This is a genomic window from Runella aurantiaca, assembly GCF_003339505.1.
Classification (GTDB): Bacteria; Bacteroidota; Bacteroidia; order Cytophagales; family Spirosomataceae; genus Runella; species Runella aurantiaca.
Genome location: NZ_QPIW01000030.1, coordinates 1 through 18669 on the forward strand (window position 1 = coordinate 1; position 18669 = coordinate 18669).

Sequence of the window (18669 nt, forward strand, 5' to 3'; positions counted from 1 at the left end):
TAGGTTTGTTAGCACAACTAAAATACGAAAATCCCCGAATTATGCCAAATACGCGCATATTCGGGGATTATTTTTTGATGCAAAGTACTGATATTTAATATCTTAACCCTTTAAAGGGAAGCCTATTGTAGGCATCAAGAAGAATACACAATTTTACTTGAGACTTTTTTAGCGGTTAATAAAGTCAATTACTGCTTTTAAAACAGGCGTTGTAAACGGGGCTTTAAGGTAGGCCGTTTTACCTGCTTCGCTACTTGGGAGCAACAGCGTTTCGTCAGATGTACCCAACATAATTATAGAAATTTCTTTATTCAGTTCACGGGCGGTTGAAAGAATCGTATTGCTCAATGAATCATTGGCAATAATGATGGTGGATTGAAGCATCAATATGGTCATGCGGAGCGCCTCCTGAGGAGTGCCCGCCGCCCTGAAAACTTCATAACCAGCTTCTTTAATCATATTCTCAATTTGAGAAATATTCTCAAGCTTATCCTCAATTAAAAGGATTTTACCATTCAAAGCACTCATAGATTAAGGGTAAAGTGTGTACTCAAAAGCAACCAAACAATGAATGTAAGTGTTTAACAATAATGTCTTGAATGCCTTTTTTAGGTTTGCTGATGATAAAACAATAAAGCATGTGTTAACCCCTTCTATGACATCAAGGTTGTTTCATTACGCTGAAGTATAGTGCAAGGTTCTAATTTCGGCTCTAAAAATCAAATTTCAACCCCCTTAAACATACCAATGCTATCAAATAGTTATCAAACGGTATATAAAAATCAACGAATCGTATTTTCACCTCTTGATTCCTCCCTAAAATCCCCTATAAAAAAGCCTGCTTCCCATTGAAGAAAGCAGGCTTTAAACGACTAATTTTTTTCTATTTCCTCAATTTTATACACTTGAATTTCGGTGACGTAAATCATCTTATCTTTCTTGTTCTTGTACGTCCGGTAGTTAATCTTTCCTTCTACCGAAAGCAGCTTACCCTTGGCCGCCATCCGCTTACACACGTCTGCTACTTTGCCGAATGCCACGATGTTGTGCCAAGTGGTATTGGTCACTTCTTCATTGTTTTTATTGGTGTAGTTTTCGGTCGTTGCCATCGTAAAAGAGGCCAATTTGCCATTGTCGAAATCCCGTACAATCACTTCGTTCCCTACGTTGCCAATCAATGTTACCTTGTTCATGTTCCTTACAGTTTTGTGTTTATTGAATTTGTTCCCGCCAATGGTTTTACCCCGAATTGACGATACAAAGGTGGTGGATGGGCCAAAAACGATTCGGTTAGTACACGTTTCCAGTTGGATAAAAACAATTGTAAGCGTTTACAAACGAATAACACCTCCAGTCCGAAAAAGAGGCTGCATAAACGTAGCTTTCCCCACAGTCGAAGCCGAGGGTAGTTGCGTAAAACCCTCCCCTATCTACCGCGTGAGAGTGGTTTCTCAAAACCGCTCAGAGGTTGCTCACAACCTCGTTTTTTGGTTAACTTTCAGCTTTACTTCCCCCATTCAAAACCTAGAAGCGCCAGCCATAAATTTTAAGACCGCCACCTTGCCTTTTGAAGAGCATAAATACCGCTTACAATCGTTTGCAAACGGATAGTATTTTTGTACCTTGCAGGTATATGAATGTTGTGCTTCAGTGTAAAAGACCGACACTTAAAATGATAACTAAAAGTAAAAAATAAATGACCGAATACGATAAGTTTAAAAAACTTCTGGAATATTTTGTAGCCCATTTAGAATGGTGTGTTAATGAAGACCAAAATCACGTTGGATATATTACTTACATTAAACCACTAATTGATACGAACACCTTCAAGTATACTGGTCAAGGTTACAGTGGTGATAATATTCAACAGCAGATTAAAGCTTGGTGTGATTATGAGAGCGGATTGATTCATATTAATATTCAACAAAACTTTGGAAGTTATAAGTCTACTAAATGTTATCTAAACTGGGATTGGACAGGGCTAAATGTTAATGCTAAATGGACAAATGACCATATAGGGTCACTTTATCTTAATAAATATGATGAAGATACTGGTAATAACATCCTTGGATTTGAAAAGTCACTGAATGACTTAGGTTTGTTTGACAATAAGCCACCCAATAATAATTTGATTACATTATTTGACAGTTACAAATCCTTAATAATCGATTGGAACATAATGGAAGAATTTAAAAAAAAACAGCATCTTGTAGATCTACTAAAAGATTCAAAAAACATCATCCTTACAGGTGCTCCTGGAACAGGTAAAACATTTTTAGCAAAACAAATTGCAAAGCAAATGATTGGTGTAAAAACCGATGAAGAGTTAGAAGAAAGTGGACAATTTGATTTTGTGCAATTTCATCCATCCTACGATTATACAGACTTTGTTGAAGGACTTAGACCTACGCCACCAGATGAAAACGGAATAATTGGCTTTGAAATTAAGGACGGTATATTCAAATCATTTTGTGAAAAAGCATTGGAAAATTTAATAAACTCAGAAAAAACACCTGATGAAATTCATAGCGAAAGTAATATAGAATCAATTTTAGATAACTTTTTAGCAGAGTCTATTGAGAATGGAAAAAAGTTTGATTATAATGACAATTCCAATCAATTTGTTATTGTTCCTCATTCAAAAAAAGAGGAATGTTTTTATGCGAAAATATTGAATAATGAATCAATGGAGCGACAATTGGTTTTCAAAAAAGACGCAATAGAAGTATTTAAAAAAGCAGATGATATTAAGAAACCAACTGATATTCAGAAAGTATTTAATACTCGTTTTAAATATCAATATACTTTTATCTTTTTGATATTAGAACAGTTAAGAGAAAAACTAAAGAACAAAGGTGAAGAAGCGAAAATAAAAATCAACAGAAAAAATTTCATATTTGTGATTGATGAAATCAATAGAGGTGAAATTTCAAAAATATTTGGGGAACTCTTCTTTTCTATTGACCCAAGCTACAGAGGAAAAAAAGGTAGTGTTAAAACTCAATATTCAAATTTACACAATGATGATAAAGAGATTTTTTATGTACCCGAAAATGTTTACCTAATCGGCTCAATGAATGACATAGACCGAAGTGTTGAAAGCTTCGATTTTGCAATGCGAAGGCGTTTCACTTGGATTGAGATTACAGCAGAACAAAGTGCAGAAAACATGAATTTGTCACAACACATTAAAGAAAAAATGTTGAATTTAAATAAGCAAATTTCAGAGACAGATGGTCTTAATCCATCTTACCACATTGGGGCAGCCTATTTTCTCGACTCAAGCGGTAATGCAAGACAGGATATTGACAATGTTTGGAATTTACGAATTGAACCACTCTTGAAAGAATATTTGAGGGGTATGTCTGACAGCACTGAGAAAATTGAACTTTTGAAAAATGCCTTTACAGCCTAATGAGAACAACCGATAACAATGGCGGAAAAAGTATTGATAAATTTGACAGTTTGAACATTGCGGATTTATCAGCAATAGCAAATAGAAACCTTTTGGATTTACAAAACGAGAATCCTGATTTGTTTGTTTTCCCTCATTCATTTGGAAAATATCAAGACCATGTAGAAAATCCTCATATTTTCTCTCTAGACAATGAAAACCTGACGACGTATAATTTAATGGGATTTATTGGACGAAATTCAACACAACTAACCATTTCATCTCGTTTTGCAAAAGATGAAAACAACGACTATTTTTTGCATTACATGTTGCAAAAAGTCTTTTCGATAAACCTTTTAAAATTTGACCAAACACCGAATAAGGAAAACATTTGGGATTTTCTTCTTTACCTTTTTCCATACTATCTCAAAAAAGCGTATTCTCAAGGAATCTACAAAGCATACAAAAAGGAGGAATACAATGATACAAACGTTAAGGGAAGTATTGATGTTAAACGTCACATACTTAGAAACATCCCGTTTACAGGAAAAATAGCTTACACTACAAGAGAGCACAGCTATAATAATAATCTAACACAGCTAATTAGACATACAATTGAACACATCAGAACTCATCCTTATGGCGGTGGCGTACTAACAGGCGATAGTGAACTTAGAGATATTGTGAGTAAATTTATTTTTGTAACTAATAAAACATACAATGGTAATTCAAGACAAAAAGTAATTACCGCTAATTTAAAACCAGTTACACATCCATATTTTATAGAATATTCAGCCTTACAAAAAATCTGCTTAAAAATTCTGCGGCACGAGAAAATTACTTTTGGTAAAGAAAAAGATAAAGTCTACGGCTTGTTGTTTGACGGTGCTTGGCTTTGGGAAGAGTATCTTAATACCATTCTAAAAGAAAACTTCATTCATCCAGAAAACAAAACAGGTAAACATAGACATTACCTATTTGAAAACAATATACAATCAATATTTCCTGATTTTATCAGCAAATTAGAACCAAAATCTGTCGGGGATGCAAAGTATATTCCACTTGACAGACAACAATCTTATTCAGAGAACTCCGAAAAAGCTACAAGCATATACTACAAGACCATTGCTTATATGTACAGGTTTAATTCAAAAAATGGTTTTTTAATCTTCCCAAGACAAGACACGAGTTTTTTTGAAACATACCGCATAAAAGAAACAGACGGAACACTAAAGAAAATTGGACTTGCAATTCCACAGACAACTGAAAACTTTAAAGATTATATAAAAACAATGAACTTTAATGAAGAAGAATTGAGACAACATTTAATGACAAACAAAACACCGAACTCACAACAGCAGTTTGGCGTAATGGCGGGTGACGTGGTAAATTGAACAATAGTTTTTCAAATCAACATTTGTGCTTGGTTGACAGTAAAGTGCTCCGAATGCCGCCACTACGCAAAGCCGCGAAACCGCTGGGCGAAAATTGAATAAAAAACCGAAAGGGGAAGCTTCGTTTACAATTCAAAACGGCTTTGTTGCATGGTTCGCGTGAGATAGAGAGGAAATGCGGTGACGGTGTCAAATATCAACATTTAAAAACATGACAAGAATACTTCAATCGGTTAGTGTAATATTTTTATTATTACTTTTTTTTACAAACTGTCAGACCTCAAAAAGTTCGACGGATGCTCTTAGGAGCAACATTCAGCAAATCGTATCAAGCAAGAATGCAGTTGTTGGTGTTTCAATTATCGGGAACAATGGTAAAGACACCATGTCTCTACACGGAGATAGGCATTTCCCGATGCAAAGCGTATTCAAATTCCATATTGCCCTTGCCGTTTTATCAGAAGTTGACAAAGGAAAACTATCCTTAGACCAGAAAATAGAGATAGGGAAAGATGAACTTTTACCCAAGGATTTTTGGAGTCCACTCAGAGACGAAAACCCCAACGGTGGAGTTTTTACCATTGAAAGATTAATTCAATATTCGGTTTCAAATAGTGACAATACCGCTTGCGATGTTTTAATAAGGCTTATCGGAACGCCTAAAACGGTGGAAGAATATTTCAAAAAAAACAACATTCAGGACATACAAATCACCTACAATGAAGAAGAAATGCAATCAAAGTGGGAAAATATGTTTGAGAACTGGACAACCCCTAAGGCGGCAAGTGAGACGCTCAAAATGTTTTATGAAAATAAGAATAACTTATTATCAAAAAGCAGTTATGATTTCTTTTGGAAAACCAATATAGAAACAACGACTGGAGAAAAAAGAATTAAAGGGCAATTACCTATAGGAACAATTGTCGCTCATAAAACAGGTTGGTCTGGAACAAATAAAGTAACAGGTATTACGGCTGCCGTTAACAATATAGGCATTGTTTTTTTACCAAATGGTGAATACTTTATTATCAGCGTTTTTGTGAGCGAATCAAAAGAAAATTTCGACACAAACGAGAAAATTATAGCCGACATCGCAAAAGCAACTTATGACTTTTATACGGCAAATACTAAATAAAAAACTGCTAAGCCCTTTATTTAATTGTATTTGCTTATATTTCTTGGGCCATAAGCGTAGTTTACGAAAAAAGTACAAAGAATTATTTCAAGGCATTGGTCGCTTACCTTCTTGGCATGATTAGTTTTTAATTGACAACAACAATTCTAGCCGTTCTTTATGACTTCGCTATGAAAAAGTAAGAAAAACACTGTTAATGCTAGAGTAACCCAAAGAATAACAATAACTTAATTACAATTACACTCAAAGACAATCATTTTTAAATTTGTAGCTTGTTGAAATACTATGGACAAACGGTTTACGGACATAATTCAACTTATTAAACAATCTAGGATTAATGCGATAAAAGCCGTAAACGCCCAATTGATTAACCTTTATTGGAATATTGGAGAATACATCAGTAAAAAAATTGAACGATCTGACTGGGGCGACTCTGTGGTGGCAGAATTAGCTAAGTATATTCAACAAAACGAACCCGAAATAAAAGGATTCTCCGATAAGAATATTTGGAGAATGAAACAGTTTTACGAGACTTACAAGGACTCCCCAAAACTCTCAACAGTGTTGAGAGAAATTAGTTGGTCACATAACTTGGCGATATTTTCAAGGTGCAAAACTATCGAAGAAAGGGAGTTTTATCTAAAACTTGCCAAACAAGAAAATTATAGTTTTAGAGAACTAGACCGTCAAATATCCGCAAGCCTTTTCGAGCGGACAATAATTGGTAACACAAAACTCTCAACAGCGTTGAGAGAAACTAGTCAAGACACTACAAATACATTTAAAGATAGCTATGTTTTTGAATTTCTGAATTTATCTGAGCCATATAGCGAAAGTGATTTGCAACGTGGACTTGTTAGACAGATGAGAAATTTCATTCTCGAACTTGGCAAAGATTTTCTGTTTATTGGAGAAGAATACAAATTACAAGTCGGCAACAGCGATTTTTATATTGACTTGCTTTTCTATCACCGTGGCCTACAATGCTTGGTCGCTTTTGAACTCAAGGCAGACAAGTTTAAGCCCGAACATTTAGGGCAGCTCAACTTCTATTTAGAAGCATTAGACCGTGACGTGAAGAAACCCAATGAAAATCTCAGTATCGGAGTGTTGTTGTGCAAAGACAAAGACAGCGAAGTTGTGGAATATGCTCTAAGCAGAAGCCTATCACCAACAATGGTTTCAGAATACAAAACACAACTACCTGACAAGAAGATTTTACAACAGAAATTACACGAACTATTTGACAATGAAAGCGATAACAAATAGACCAAGCGCAAACCTTTGAACAATTTAAGCATTAAAAGGTAGACTCAACATAATATATGATACCCGATTTTCAAACAATTATGCTTCCGTGAACCAAAATCCGTGGTAAAATCGAGCCAATAGACTACTGAAGTACTAGGGATAAATTCAGTTTTCAAAAATTATTACTGAACAACCAGAAAAATGAGAGAATGCTTAGAATGTGGCGAAAAAATCATCGGTCGGTCTGACAAGAAATTTTGCTCAGACATGTGCCGCAACGCCTACAATAACAAATTAAATTCTGACTCCAACAATTTTGTCCGAAACGTCAACAATACGCTTCGCAAAAATCGTCGGATTCTGGAAGAAGCCTGCAAAGACGACAAGGCCAAAATTTCCAAAGCCTCCCTCCTACGCGAAGGCTTTGACTTTGGTTTTTTCACCAATACCCGCACCACCCAAAAAGGTGCTACCTACTACTTTGTGTACGAATTCGGGTATTTAGCCCTCGAAAATGACCTGTTTTTGGTAGTCAAAGACCGCAAGCCCTGACAAACGTTTTTCGTGGGTTTTGGTCAGGCATTCAACTGCTGAATTCTACGCTTCAGCATTCATTTATTCCATATCAGCCTTCTATATTTTTCAGTGCCAGTGGTGCCGTTAATTTTTGCAGGGAAATACCGCTTTTGGAAGCACTGCCATGCAAAAAAGACTCAATAAACCTTACGCAAATTACCGCGTCATTGCCCTGCTACTCGGGCTGTTTTTGTTTCTCATTTACAGCAAACCGCTTGCTGACTTATGCTTGTTTTCCTGGAATTCTGATGAAACAAAGCCCTGCTTCAAAGACGAGCCTCGGCAAAAAATTGCCCAAGCCATTGATGCGTACGATGTAGAACGGCTGAAGTTTTTGTTGCACAATCCGCCGCCCAACCTCAACGACGCTGACAACGACGCCCATATCAATCTGCTCGACTACGCCCGCGACCGTTTTAGCCGCTATACCCACACGCCCATTCACTGGAAACCCGTGTTTGAATTGCTTATCAAAGCGGGCGCAAAAATTCAAGCAACGTCCGCTGGGCGAATTGACACGCACGTCAGGAATGCGGGAATCATGGAGCCGGCGATGTTTGCGTATTTTTTGGAGAAAGGGGCCAATCCCAATGCGACCAATGAAGAAGGCCAACCGCTGATTTTATCCATCATTCAGTACGGCGATGATACGTTTGAAAAAGTACAACTGTTGCTTCAACACGGTTTAGACTTGAAACAAACCACGGGAGACCTCGAGCAGCTCAAAAATGTAACGCCGCTGATAGCCGCCGCTTCCAAACAGGAATGGGGAATCTGCAAACTGCTCGTCGACGCGGGCGACAATGTCTATTACGTAAATCCCGAAGGACTTTCGCTCAAAAAAGTAATGAATGAATACGAAAAAGCCCAAAAACAACGGAATGACCCGCTGTCGGAAGATTATTTAGAACTGAAAAAGAAAATCAAAAAGCACTGAAATACGCCCTACAAAACCAGCTGGACAAACAGCCGCTCTAGGGTTTCGGCGGCATTTTCGCACAAGCCCGGATGCACCGCCGACGTCTGTACTACGGTGCTTCGAGTAGCGGTCAACCACCGAAATCGCTCCGCGCGTGATAATTGTCCAATCGTTCCGCCCTTCGAGCGACCATCGCAGATTCGGTCAAAAGCCCCCAGTCGAGCGGTCAATTCGGGCACATCTATCCGGTCCGAAAACGCCCGCAGTCGCGCCTCGTTCAGTTCAAATTTTGTTTGTAAAAAACCTTCGGCTGAACAATAGACAATGACCCCGACGTTCAAAAACTCTTCGCGCTCGACGCGCGGCACCACGCGAATCACGGCGTACTCAAATAAGTGTTTTTCGGGCATTTTGTGCTTCTTTGACAAACAGTTCGGACGCGGCAACGCGCGTTTCTAAAAATTGAGCGTACACCTGCCGCCGCTCCTGGGGCGACATCGTCGTGGACTCATCCATGAGCCATTCATCGGGCACCAACGCCACAATGCGCTGAATCCGTTCGGGCGTCAGAATGGTCCTAAAATGGGTATCAACTTCGTCCAATTCGGACGCAAAAGGCAACAAAACATGGTCTTTAACGGACGTAAAAGGGCGTTTGGCCTGCTGTTCCCAATTGTCCCATGAGTGGTGAAAATACAGCGAGGCACCGTGGTCAATCAGCCACAAATCACGGTGCCACATCAGCATATTGGTGTTGCGAGGGGTGCGGTCTACGTTGGTAATCAGGCAATCCAGCCAAACAATCCGCGACGCGAGGGTAGCGTTGATGGTGGTTACCAAGGCATCAAAAGTAATGGCTCCCGACAAAAAATGCAGGGCCAGATTAAGCCCTACGCTTTCGCGCAGCAAATCCTGAATCTCTTCGTCGGGCTCCATGCGGCTGAATGCTTCGTGCAGGTTGCTAAACACGATTTCGGGGACGCGTAAACCAAGCGTCCGGGCTATTTCGCCCGAAATCAGTTCGGCAATGAGCGCCTTTGCTCCTTGCCCCGCACCGCGAAATTTCATCACGTACAAAAAATCATCGTCGGCCTCCACAATGGCAGGTAGCGAGCCGCCCTCCCGCAACGGCGTGACGTAGCGGGTTACGTTGACGGTTCGGATATTGATTTCAGGTTCAGCCATTTTATGCTTGCGTCGTTTACTTCTTCAAAAAGTGAGCCCGAAAGTTAGGGCGTTTTTTTGAAAAATGACGGTCCGAAAGGGCAAAAAAAGAGTGGCGAGAAAAACCTCGCCACTGAAATGGAACCACAAATAACGTATTGATGAAGTATAAAAGCGACGGAAAATGTCAAAAATCAGTTCAACTGCTTCTCCACTTCTTCCTTTCCGATGTACCCAACGTTTTGCCAAACGAGGGTTTTGTTTTTGAATAAAAGCAAAGTGGGCAAGCCTTCAATGCCAAGCTGCTGGGCCAACGCCTGATTGTCGTCGGTATTGATTCTTACGAGGTTGACTGTGTTGGCCTTCTCCGTCTTGATTTCTTCAAGAAAAGGGGCCATTTTTTTGCAGGGAGCGCACCAATCCGCGTAAAAATCGACCAAGACCAGTTTTTCAGAATTCAGCAATTCATCAAATTGTTGGCGACTCATACCCGTCGGTTTGGGCGTTTCAGCGGTGGTTTCGGGCAAGCCCTCGGCCCGCCATTTCATGATACCGCCCTCCAATTCAAACACTTGCGTAAAGCCGAAACTCCGCATTTTTTGGGCCGCGTCGGCGCTTCTACCTCCGCTGAGGCAATACACCAAAATAGGTTTGTCGCGCTCAAAACCGTCAATTTTGTTTTCAAACCCGTTGCTGTTCCAGTCAATGTTGTGCGCATTGGTCAAATGCCCCCCCGCAAATTCTTCGGGCGTTCGTACATCCACCACCGTGATGGCGGGATTAGCGTCGATTTTGGCCTTAAACTCCTTGGCCGACAACGTTCCGCCGGTGGTTTCACCGCCACCTTCGCCTTTTGGGTTGCAAGCATTGAGCACAAAAACCAACGCGCTCAGCAACATGAAAGTGTATTTGGTCATATTTTTTGAGGTTTTAAACAACTAACTCCGCTTGCGTTACAATAATTTCGGGTTGAAAGATAATTTTTGATTTTACTGAATTGCTGATTAAACAGGCCGCTTCCGCTTTGTGAAGCACCCGCATTGCTCTTTCTTTTTGGTCATCGACAGGAAGCGTCAGCACGGGCATCAGGGTGATTTCGCTGATTATGTATTTGCCGTCAACCACTTCTAGTTTTCCAACACCTTTGGATGCAAAATGGGTAAAATCTAATTTTGAATTGTCGGCAATGGCCAAAAAAGTAGTCATTAAACAACTATTCACCGCCGCCACCAGCAAATGTTCGGGCGACCAGATGCCCACCATGCCTTTGGGAAACTCGGGCGGCGTAGCCACTTCAAGGGTGTCATTCAATACGGGCGAACTCATCGTTCCTTTGCGTTCGCTGTTCCACTCAACCGAGACTTCATAAAAATGTTCCTGTGCCATAATGGTATTTGTATTTCGTAAGTATGATGCAAATATCCCCCAACTCTAGCGCCCATTCTGCGACATTTGTCACATAAGTACCCTTATTTTTATGACTAATGACATCTTTGTGCCAATTTTTGACCTACAGAAACCAAAACGACGCAGAAACGGTTTTTTAAACATAACGGTTCTTTCAAGAAAAAATAACCCACCATGGATGCTCTCATCGTTGTCCCGCTTGTCGTAATACTGTTTTTTCTGCATTACTACCTTACCGACCACGACACCCCAATCGACAAAGACCGGAAACGTTTTGCGGAGGGAATTGCGCTATTTGAATCAGGCGATTATACGGCCGCATACGCTTATTTTGACCAAAAAATAAAAGAAAACCGCAAGTCTGCCTTAGCCTACGAATACCGGGGAAAGTGCAATTTGGAAGATGGCAATCTCTACTCTGCTCTGTATGATTTTACCGAAGCATTATCGTTTGATAACACCCTGGTGGAAGTGCACTTAAAGAAGGGATTGGTTCATTATGAACTGGGTGAGTGGAACAACGCCTACCTTTCGCTCGACAAAGCCGTGTGGTTTTCGAGGGGTGAAAATGCCGATGCGCTGCATTGGCGCACGGTGGTTTACCAACAATTGCATCCTGCGGGAGCAACCGAACAGTACCGAAAAATATAGCCCTCCTTACTTCCGCATGGCGGGCATTTTATCCCCATTAAGGTCTAATATTAGTTTGTCAAATTCTCCTTTATCATTCCAAAAAAAATCAATTGTCGCGTTTACTTCACGGCAAAACAGCTTTGTTTCCGTTTCAGGATACACGGGCACGATGGCCTCTCCCGTCATTTTAGCAAAGAGTTGATTGTTTTCAAGCGTTATTTCCAACTCAAGTTTGGGCTCTATTTTATACGTTCCTACAAAAGACTGCATTGCCTGCTTTGGCAATATTAGGGGCTTTTTAGAAGGGATGATTGTCACGGACGGGTTGAAAAAACACATCCCCAAATCATCCACCGATTGGGTAGAATTGTTCAGAATCACAATGGCTTTATTGCTTTTCTGACTAAATCCAGCAAACGCCCGATAGCCCCCCGTCCCACCATTGTGCCAGTAGATTTCGTCATTGGCGGCCGCAGTAATATGCCATCCCAACGCCATTTTAAGGGTTGAATCCACTACATGCAACGGTTGTTGGCTTTGTTTCATGGCCCCCGCCGATGCCCCCGCCGACAAGTCAAGCTCCGCCCTCAGGTAGCGCATGAGGTCTTCGGCATTGGAACGAATTGCACCCGCGCCTGCCATAATGTCAAAATCCCAATGCGCCACGGGTTTGTTGTCAACATGCCCCGTCGTCAGCCAAGTTGAAGAATTTAAGGTACTGGTTTCGTTCATTTTCAGGGGGGTACAAATCACATTTTGGAGTAATTGTTCATAACTTTCCCCCGAAATCCGCGTCAGTACGTGGCCCAATAGCCCAACCCCGACGTTGGAATAATTATAATTCCCCATCCCATTTTGGAGTTGAGCCGTTTTCAGAAAAACGTATAATTCTTTTACACCATAATCGACGTAGGGGTTTTCGGGATTTTTAGGAACAATATTCGTCGGCATTCTTGGGAGGCCTGAGGTATGCGTTGCCAAATCGGCAAAAGTGATTTTACGGCCGTTGAACGACGGAATTTTGACCGAATCGGGCAGGTATTTCTCGACGGAATCCTCCAAGCGAATACCCTTTTTTTGGACTAAATCTGCCAAAAGCAACGACGTGAATGTTTTGCTGATGGAGCCAATCTCAAAGACGGATTGGGGCAGAATCACCTGCTTTTTATCTGCGTTGGCATAGCCATACGTAAAGTAGGTTTCTTTTCCACTTTCAAAAAAAGCAACCACCGTTCCCACCGAATAGTTGTTGTCAATGCGGCTCTTTACCTGAGTCTTGATTGTTTCTTGAACGGAATTTATCGGCGTTTGGGCAGGTGCGCCAAAAATACAAAATACTGATAAACAGACAATTAATCCAAAATTATAGCTTTTCATGGGCTGAATTCAAATAAAATACTCTAGCATTAACGGTTATCTTCCGACAACCAATGAAATTGCCTTTCGGCCAGTTGAAAGTTCCGGCGACGGCGTTTGAACACTACTTTTAGGGAGTCGTTATTGATTTTTCCTTTCAACAAAAGTTGATTCGTGTCGGGCATAGAATATTGAAGGGTAAACAGAGAAAGGCTATCGCCCGAGCGCTTTTTGAAAGAGATATTCTGCTTCAACGAGTCAGTCACGTACGAAAAATAAGCCCGGTTGTAGCGCTGTCGGAAAAGGGTATCGGTGGTCAGGATGCTGCCCCCGTTGTAGTTCTCAAAAACAATGTCTTTCCAACGAAGGCTATCCTCGTTCATTCGTCCACTAGCCTCAAAAGAAACCACCTCAAACATCCCCGTCGTGATGGGCTTATTTGTGGGAGATACCACATTGACCTGGTGAAGGCTTTGGTACATGCTATAAAAAGGCACTACCGCAAATATTGCGACAAAGGCGGTTTTAAGCACAATTCGACCGATTCTCATCCATTTTTCGGGCAAAGCAAACGAGGGTGACGGCGGCACAGGTTTGTTAAAAACAAAGAAATTAAGCAATCGTTTGGCATCCGCCAACAGCAAAATATTGCAAAAAACGAACATGTGTATGGAAAACAATTTGACCGGAATATCGTAGCAAAGATTCAGAACGGCCACGTTTAAAAATACACCTGCGGCCAAAAAAGCGCCTAAAACGGCCATGCGGCGATACAACAAAAGAACCCCCACCAGCACCTCCGCCGCCCCCGAAAAGAACTGATATGGACCAGAATAACCAATAAAAAGCCACGAAAACCGCATAGGCAGAAAGTCACCGAGCGGTGTGGCCAACTGACTCAGCGAAGGGAACGACATCTGAAAACCGAACACCTTGATAATCCCGTACATAAAAGAAACCATGGCAATGTAGTACCGCAAAATCACCATCAGCCAATAATAGGCCTTGTCGTAATTTTTTCGGCGGTCGAAAATCGACCAAATCACCGTTCCGAGGATGGAAGCCAACGCAAAAAAACACAATTGGGCGTAGCCGTAGGAAGTATCTCCGCTGCCGCCCATCGGCACCAGTACATCTTTGACGTGAAAAATCGTCCGATTGCACCATTCGACCAATAATTTTTCAATCTCACTGTACAGTTCGGTAAACGGAGAAATAACTGACACGCCGCGCATCCACTGAAAAAAGGACACGTAAAGCCCTAAATAAATGGCCGTAAAACGAAAGATGAGCTTGCGCCACAGGGGCCATTGAACGGCGGTTACATCTTGCATGGGTGGGTCGGTTTTGAGTAAGAAAGTAGGTTGGTAATTTACGACCTGTTGCCAAGAATACCAATGAAGGCCTAAAATCAATCTTTTGAAACGGCACAAAATATCCCAAACCCTTATTCTACCATAAATTGTTGGTTGATTTTAGCTTCATTGACCGTTAGTTCAATCGCGTATGCCCCTTTGGAAAGACGGCCCGTGGGTAGGTATTTGATTTGCGTTCCTAGATTCTGGTAGTAATCATCAATGATTGTTACCAGCGTTTGTCCTTTTTTATCTTTCAGCAATAACTTCACCTGTCCGGGTTGGTTGAGACGAAAAATGATGCGCTTGATGTTGGGTTGGTCGGTTGGCTCCGCCCCAAATTCCGTGGCGAGGGATTTCCCCTCCTGCGAAATTTGACTTTGGGCAAATATCGACTGCAAACAAGCTTCAATCTTGGCCGAAAACACCGCGCCAGAATCAATCTGAAATCCCGGCAGCAGCACAATACTGTTGCCCGCCGTAAATGCGACATTCTGGGTTGTCGGTAATTGTCCTTCCGAAAAAATCGCATTTTGGGCCTTGTGAATAGCTGGAACGAGCGTCACCCGTCCCGTTTTAATGGTATCTTCCAAACAAGCGAGTTTGATACCTTTGCACCCGCAATTCCCGTCAAATTTATCGTACACTGTCAACGGGTCGCCATCGTCGCAGGTAGTGCCGCTTTGTTGACACTGTTGCGCGTTGAAAGTTATTTTACTAAAACCTGCACAAGTGGCATGCCCCCAGTTTTCGGTGGCCGTAATCAGCACATAACGCGCCGAGAGGCTATTAAAATCAGGCCCGGTAAAACCCGCGTATTGCGCTACGCCGGGCGCATTCGGCCACGTATACTGCCCCCCCAATTGCGTCCAAACAACCCCATCGGTCGAGTAGTCGATGTAGACCGTCTTAAAGCCTTTGGTCGTTTCGTTCAACACATTGTAGTTCCACACGCGCGTTCCTTTCAAGGTATATAAATTCCCCAAATCATACTTAATCCAGTGATTCTGACCGCTTCTGGCGGGGTTTGGATTGGTCGCTTTCACGCACGAGAGCCAACCCGTTTCATTGGAATTCGTGATATTTTGGGTGGGAGCGCAGTAGTCATATTTTTGGTATTGGGCCGATGCGTCATCGCAATCGAGGCCCGTGCAAGGCGTGCCCACACATTCGCAATTTTGGTAGGTATCGTTCTTCGTAAATGCGTTGCCGTCGTTACAGGGGGTATTGTTGGGAACGCACGAAATCTCGCATTTGTAGTCGTACAGGTAAAAATCAGACACCCGTTTCCACGTTTTAAACTCGTGAAAGGGTGTTTTCCAGTACAGGTTAAAATGGTCGCGCCAACCATTTTCTTTGTGCCTTATTTCGTAGTAATAAAATTGACCTTTTTGCAGGTAAATGGGTGAGGTATTTTGAAACGTATAGGTGGAATGAGCCGTTTCGTTAATTCCAAAAATCACCATGGCTTGGTGGTACTGTTTGTACTGAATAGAGTCATTTTTACTCAGAAAAAACATCGTTTGGTCGTCGCCTGTGAGGTTAAACTCGTACATTCCCGAAACAGGAACCGTCAAATAGCCCTGCACCAGCGAGCCGTAATTGTCTTTGGCATAAGACGCAAAATCGGGGCCTGAAATCCCTTTTAGCCTCTCTTTTCGGTCGGGCAACAACGGGAATTTCGGCGCATTGACCAAATCGGGCTCTACATAACTGCCCGTGATATTGTCAAAATAATAGGCTTCCACCACGCCGCGCTCACCTACGCAGGGGTTCGTCGTCGGGGCGATTCCCACGCAGTTACAAAACCCGTCGTGTTGGTCGTTGGTGGTTTGGGCATTGCCGTCATTACAAACAGTGCCGCGTACGGGGCACGATTGCTCGCAAGCGTATTGTTTGATGTTATTAAAGTCAATGATTCGCCAAGTGGTGTCGGAGTTGGCGGTTTTACGCCAATAAAGCGTTGTATGGTCGCTGCAACAGCCTTCGAAGCTGTAAATTTCAAAGTAATAATTTTGTCCCGCCACCAATTCGATGGTCTTGGAAGTTTGGCCGGGTGTTTTGTTGTGTTCAGTTACGTCCGTGTAAGAGGTAACTTCCGCTCGCTTGCGTTTATTGGCGAGCGACTCGTCGGTACTTAGATAAAAAAGAGCGTGATCATCACCCGTTAGGTTAAAGGTGTACGTAGCGGTTTGATTCACGTAAATATAGCCCCGGGTCATGGCGGCGAAGTACTCAGTATAATTGACGGGCATTTTCAACGAACTCAACATCTGAGTCCCGTCGGGGTGACTGGGGAAATTTTCGAGCGCGGCCAAATCGGCGCTGTCGGGCAATGAGTTATTAAAACCCGACCAGTAAGACCATTTGACCTGCCCGGGAGTTCCGACGCAAGTTTGCGCAGATGAGTTTAGGGCAAAAATCACCCAAACCACCACCACCCAAAAGCAAGAACGAACTGAAAATGAAAGTTTTATCATTGGAATTGTCATGTCAACAGATACCATCCTTATTTCTTTTAAAGCCATTTGTTAATAGGTCAGGCAGTTTTGAGGAAGATTATCGGACGAAATTGTGGTTCCGTTAAAATTCATAAATCCAATGGGATATTGGCTCGGCGAATAGCTGTAAAAATTGCCGATATTGGGCAACACATAGCACAAGTCACTCGGACTAACACCGTACCAGAGTGCCAACTCCGCATAGAACTCGTCAGTTGACACCGCAGGTATATAATTACCTCTAAACGACACATTTAACGGATAATTAATATCCATTTTTGGGTAAGCACCCATGATTTTTCCGCCATTGACGGCTCCACCCATCACGATTTGATTGGCTCCCCAAGCGTGGTCGGAGCCTTTACCGTTGGAAGTGATGGTTCGGGCAAAATCAGAAATGGTAAACGATGTAACCCGGTCAGCCACACCCAATTCTACCGTCGCGTCATAAAAGGCTTTGAGCGCCTGACTCACCACGGGCAGCTTGTCATCCAGCCCCGACAACAGGTCATCGTGCATATCCCAGCCTCCGTAGTTGACAAAAAAGATTTGCCGTTTTGCGCCCAACTCATTTCGTACGCTGATGATTTTGGCGATGGCCAATAGGTCGGTTGCCAGTCTGCTCGTCGGAAAAGCGGTGGTAATGGTAGGTACTTTTTTGAGGGCTTCTTTAAACAACGCAAAGGCCGCCGTGGCTGTTTTGGTGCTCGACGAATAGGTTTGCTGCATCAGGTTGGCGTAGGTCTGCGACACCAGACTGTCCATGGTCGAGTTGCGCAAATCGGTCAGGTAACCCGAGTTTCCCCACCACGAAGGCAGAGCTTCAAAACCAACACTGTTGGGTTCAACATTATTGCTAATGGCGTATTCAGAAATATCCTTTCCCCGTTGAAAGGCATTTTTTCCCGCCAACGAAATGTTCATCGAAACCTCCTGGTTGGCATTGGCGGCATTGAGCAAATCGGCCATGCGTCCGCCAAAACCGAGGGCATCCCGGCTCTGCGGCACTGACGTTTGCCACTGCATGATTTGGTCGGAATGAGAATACAACCCCAATGGCAGCTTTTTCAGCCCGCTTTCAAATTCAGATTTAGTCAAAATCGGCTCAACCAACGTTCCAATGTTTGACATAAAAGCCAATTTCCCGCTGTTGAACAAATCGCGCACGCCAGTCATTTGGGGATGGACGCCATACGCACCATAATTGCACGCAATACCGCGAAAACCAACGCATTGGGGGTTGGTGAGCGCAATGGGATTCAACACCGATAAGTCCGTTCGGATGGCTTTGTATTCGTTAAAGCCGTTATCACCGCCCGCGTTAACCCCCATGGGAATCAGCATATTATACGAGTCTACGCCGCCCGAAAGCAAAATACAGACCAGTGCTTTATAGTCCGTGGGATAAGCCGCTCCACTGGGCTGCTTGCCCACCAGCCCGTTGAAGGAAGTCAGGTTAGTCAGCGTACTGAGCAGGGTGGTCGAACCCATACCGACACAGCCGGCTTGTTTCAGAAAATTCCGTCTATTCATAAGTTAAGTATAAAACCCTGTAATGAATTATTGTTGGATAACCGTCCCATT

At 42.4% G+C, this 18669-nt stretch carries 17 protein-coding genes; 7 read left to right on the forward strand and 10 right to left on the reverse strand.

Annotated elements, in window-relative coordinates; genetic code table 11:
- Positions 1-168: 168 nt before the first annotated feature.
- A complete protein-coding gene (locus DVG78_RS24845) occupies positions 169-528 on the reverse strand; it encodes an ANTAR domain-containing protein (RefSeq protein WP_114463726.1) in 360 nt (119 codons plus the stop codon).
- 344 nt (positions 529-872) lie between these two features.
- Positions 873-1193 (reverse strand): single-stranded DNA-binding protein, encoded by a 321-nt coding sequence (locus tag DVG78_RS24850; RefSeq protein WP_229598314.1) that lies wholly within the window; start codon positions 1191-1193, stop codon positions 873-875.
- A gap of 503 nt (positions 1194-1696) precedes the next feature.
- Here DVG78_RS24850 and DVG78_RS24860 point away from each other — a divergent pair.
- From DVG78_RS24860 to DVG78_RS24885, 6 genes are all read left to right on the forward strand, one after another.
- Positions 1697-3415, forward strand: a complete 1719-nt coding sequence (locus DVG78_RS24860; RefSeq protein ID WP_114463729.1) for an McrB family protein — start codon at positions 1697-1699, stop codon at positions 3413-3415.
- Complete coding sequence (locus DVG78_RS24865; protein WP_114463730.1) at positions 3415-4788, forward strand: McrC family protein; 1374 nt, start codon at positions 3415-3417, stop codon at positions 4786-4788. Before DVG78_RS24860 ends, DVG78_RS24865 begins: the two co-directional genes overlap by 1 nt.
- A 211-nt stretch (positions 4789-4999) precedes the next feature.
- A complete protein-coding gene (bla, locus tag DVG78_RS24870) occupies positions 5000-5923 on the forward strand; it encodes a class A beta-lactamase, subclass A2 (RefSeq protein WP_114463731.1) in 924 nt (307 codons plus the stop codon).
- A gap of 285 nt (positions 5924-6208) precedes the next feature.
- Positions 6209-7192 (forward strand): PDDEXK nuclease domain-containing protein, encoded by a 984-nt coding sequence (locus DVG78_RS24875; RefSeq protein WP_114463732.1) that lies wholly within the window; start codon positions 6209-6211, stop codon positions 7190-7192.
- A 183-nt stretch (positions 7193-7375) separates the two neighbouring features.
- Positions 7376-7726 (forward strand): hypothetical protein, encoded by a 351-nt coding sequence (locus DVG78_RS24880; RefSeq protein ID WP_114463733.1) that lies wholly within the window; start codon positions 7376-7378, stop codon positions 7724-7726.
- Positions 7727-7874: 148 nt separating this feature from the next.
- Positions 7875-8687, forward strand: coding sequence for an ankyrin repeat domain-containing protein (locus DVG78_RS24885; RefSeq protein ID WP_147277170.1), 813 nt, complete (start codon positions 7875-7877; stop codon positions 8685-8687).
- Positions 8688-8695: 8 nt separating this feature from the next.
- Here DVG78_RS24885 and DVG78_RS24890 read toward each other — a convergent pair whose 3' ends face one another.
- The 4 genes from DVG78_RS24890 to DVG78_RS24905 all read right to left on the reverse strand — a co-directional run bounded on the left by DVG78_RS24890 (position 8696) and on the right by DVG78_RS24905 (position 11219).
- Positions 8696-9079 (reverse strand): DUF3037 domain-containing protein, encoded by a 384-nt coding sequence (locus DVG78_RS24890; RefSeq protein ID WP_114463735.1) that lies wholly within the window; start codon positions 9077-9079, stop codon positions 8696-8698.
- On the reverse strand, positions 9057-9854 hold the full coding sequence (locus tag DVG78_RS24895) for a HipA family kinase (protein ID WP_114463736.1): 798 nt from the start codon (positions 9852-9854) through the stop codon (positions 9057-9059). The genes DVG78_RS24890 and DVG78_RS24895 overlap by 23 nt, the downstream gene beginning before the upstream one ends.
- Before the next feature lie 173 nt (positions 9855-10027).
- On the reverse strand, positions 10028-10750 hold the full coding sequence (gene trxA / locus DVG78_RS24900; RefSeq protein ID WP_114463796.1) for a thioredoxin: 723 nt from the start codon (positions 10748-10750) through the stop codon (positions 10028-10030).
- Between the two features lie 13 nt (positions 10751-10763).
- The gene (locus DVG78_RS24905; RefSeq protein ID WP_114463737.1) at positions 10764-11219 is read right to left on the reverse strand and encodes an OsmC family protein; all 456 of its coding nucleotides are present in this window, start codon (positions 11217-11219) and stop codon (positions 10764-10766) included.
- 195 nt (positions 11220-11414) lie between these two features.
- Between DVG78_RS24905 and DVG78_RS24910 the strand changes: the two genes are divergently transcribed.
- Positions 11415-11891, forward strand: coding sequence for a tetratricopeptide repeat protein (locus DVG78_RS24910; protein ID WP_114463738.1), 477 nt, complete (start codon positions 11415-11417; stop codon positions 11889-11891).
- 6 nt (positions 11892-11897) lie between these two features.
- Here DVG78_RS24910 and DVG78_RS24915 read toward each other — a convergent pair whose 3' ends face one another.
- The 4 genes from DVG78_RS24915 to DVG78_RS24930 form a co-directional block, all read right to left on the reverse strand.
- Positions 11898-13250 carry a serine hydrolase gene (locus DVG78_RS24915; protein ID WP_114463739.1) on the reverse strand — a complete coding sequence of 451 codons (1353 nt, stop codon included), beginning with the start codon at positions 13248-13250 and terminating at the stop codon, positions 11898-11900.
- Between the two features lie 29 nt (positions 13251-13279).
- A complete protein-coding gene (locus DVG78_RS24920; protein WP_114463797.1) occupies positions 13280-14563 on the reverse strand; it encodes a hypothetical protein in 1284 nt (427 codons plus the stop codon).
- A 113-nt stretch (positions 14564-14676) separates the two neighbouring features.
- On the reverse strand, positions 14677-17064 hold the full coding sequence (locus tag DVG78_RS24925) for a PA14 domain-containing protein (RefSeq protein WP_158550090.1): 2388 nt from the start codon (positions 17062-17064) through the stop codon (positions 14677-14679).
- 51 nt (positions 17065-17115) lie between these two features.
- The gene (locus tag DVG78_RS24930; RefSeq protein ID WP_114463741.1) at positions 17116-18618 is read right to left on the reverse strand and encodes a DUF1501 domain-containing protein; all 1503 of its coding nucleotides are present in this window, start codon (positions 18616-18618) and stop codon (positions 17116-17118) included.
- Between the last annotated feature and the right edge of the window lie 51 nt (positions 18619-18669).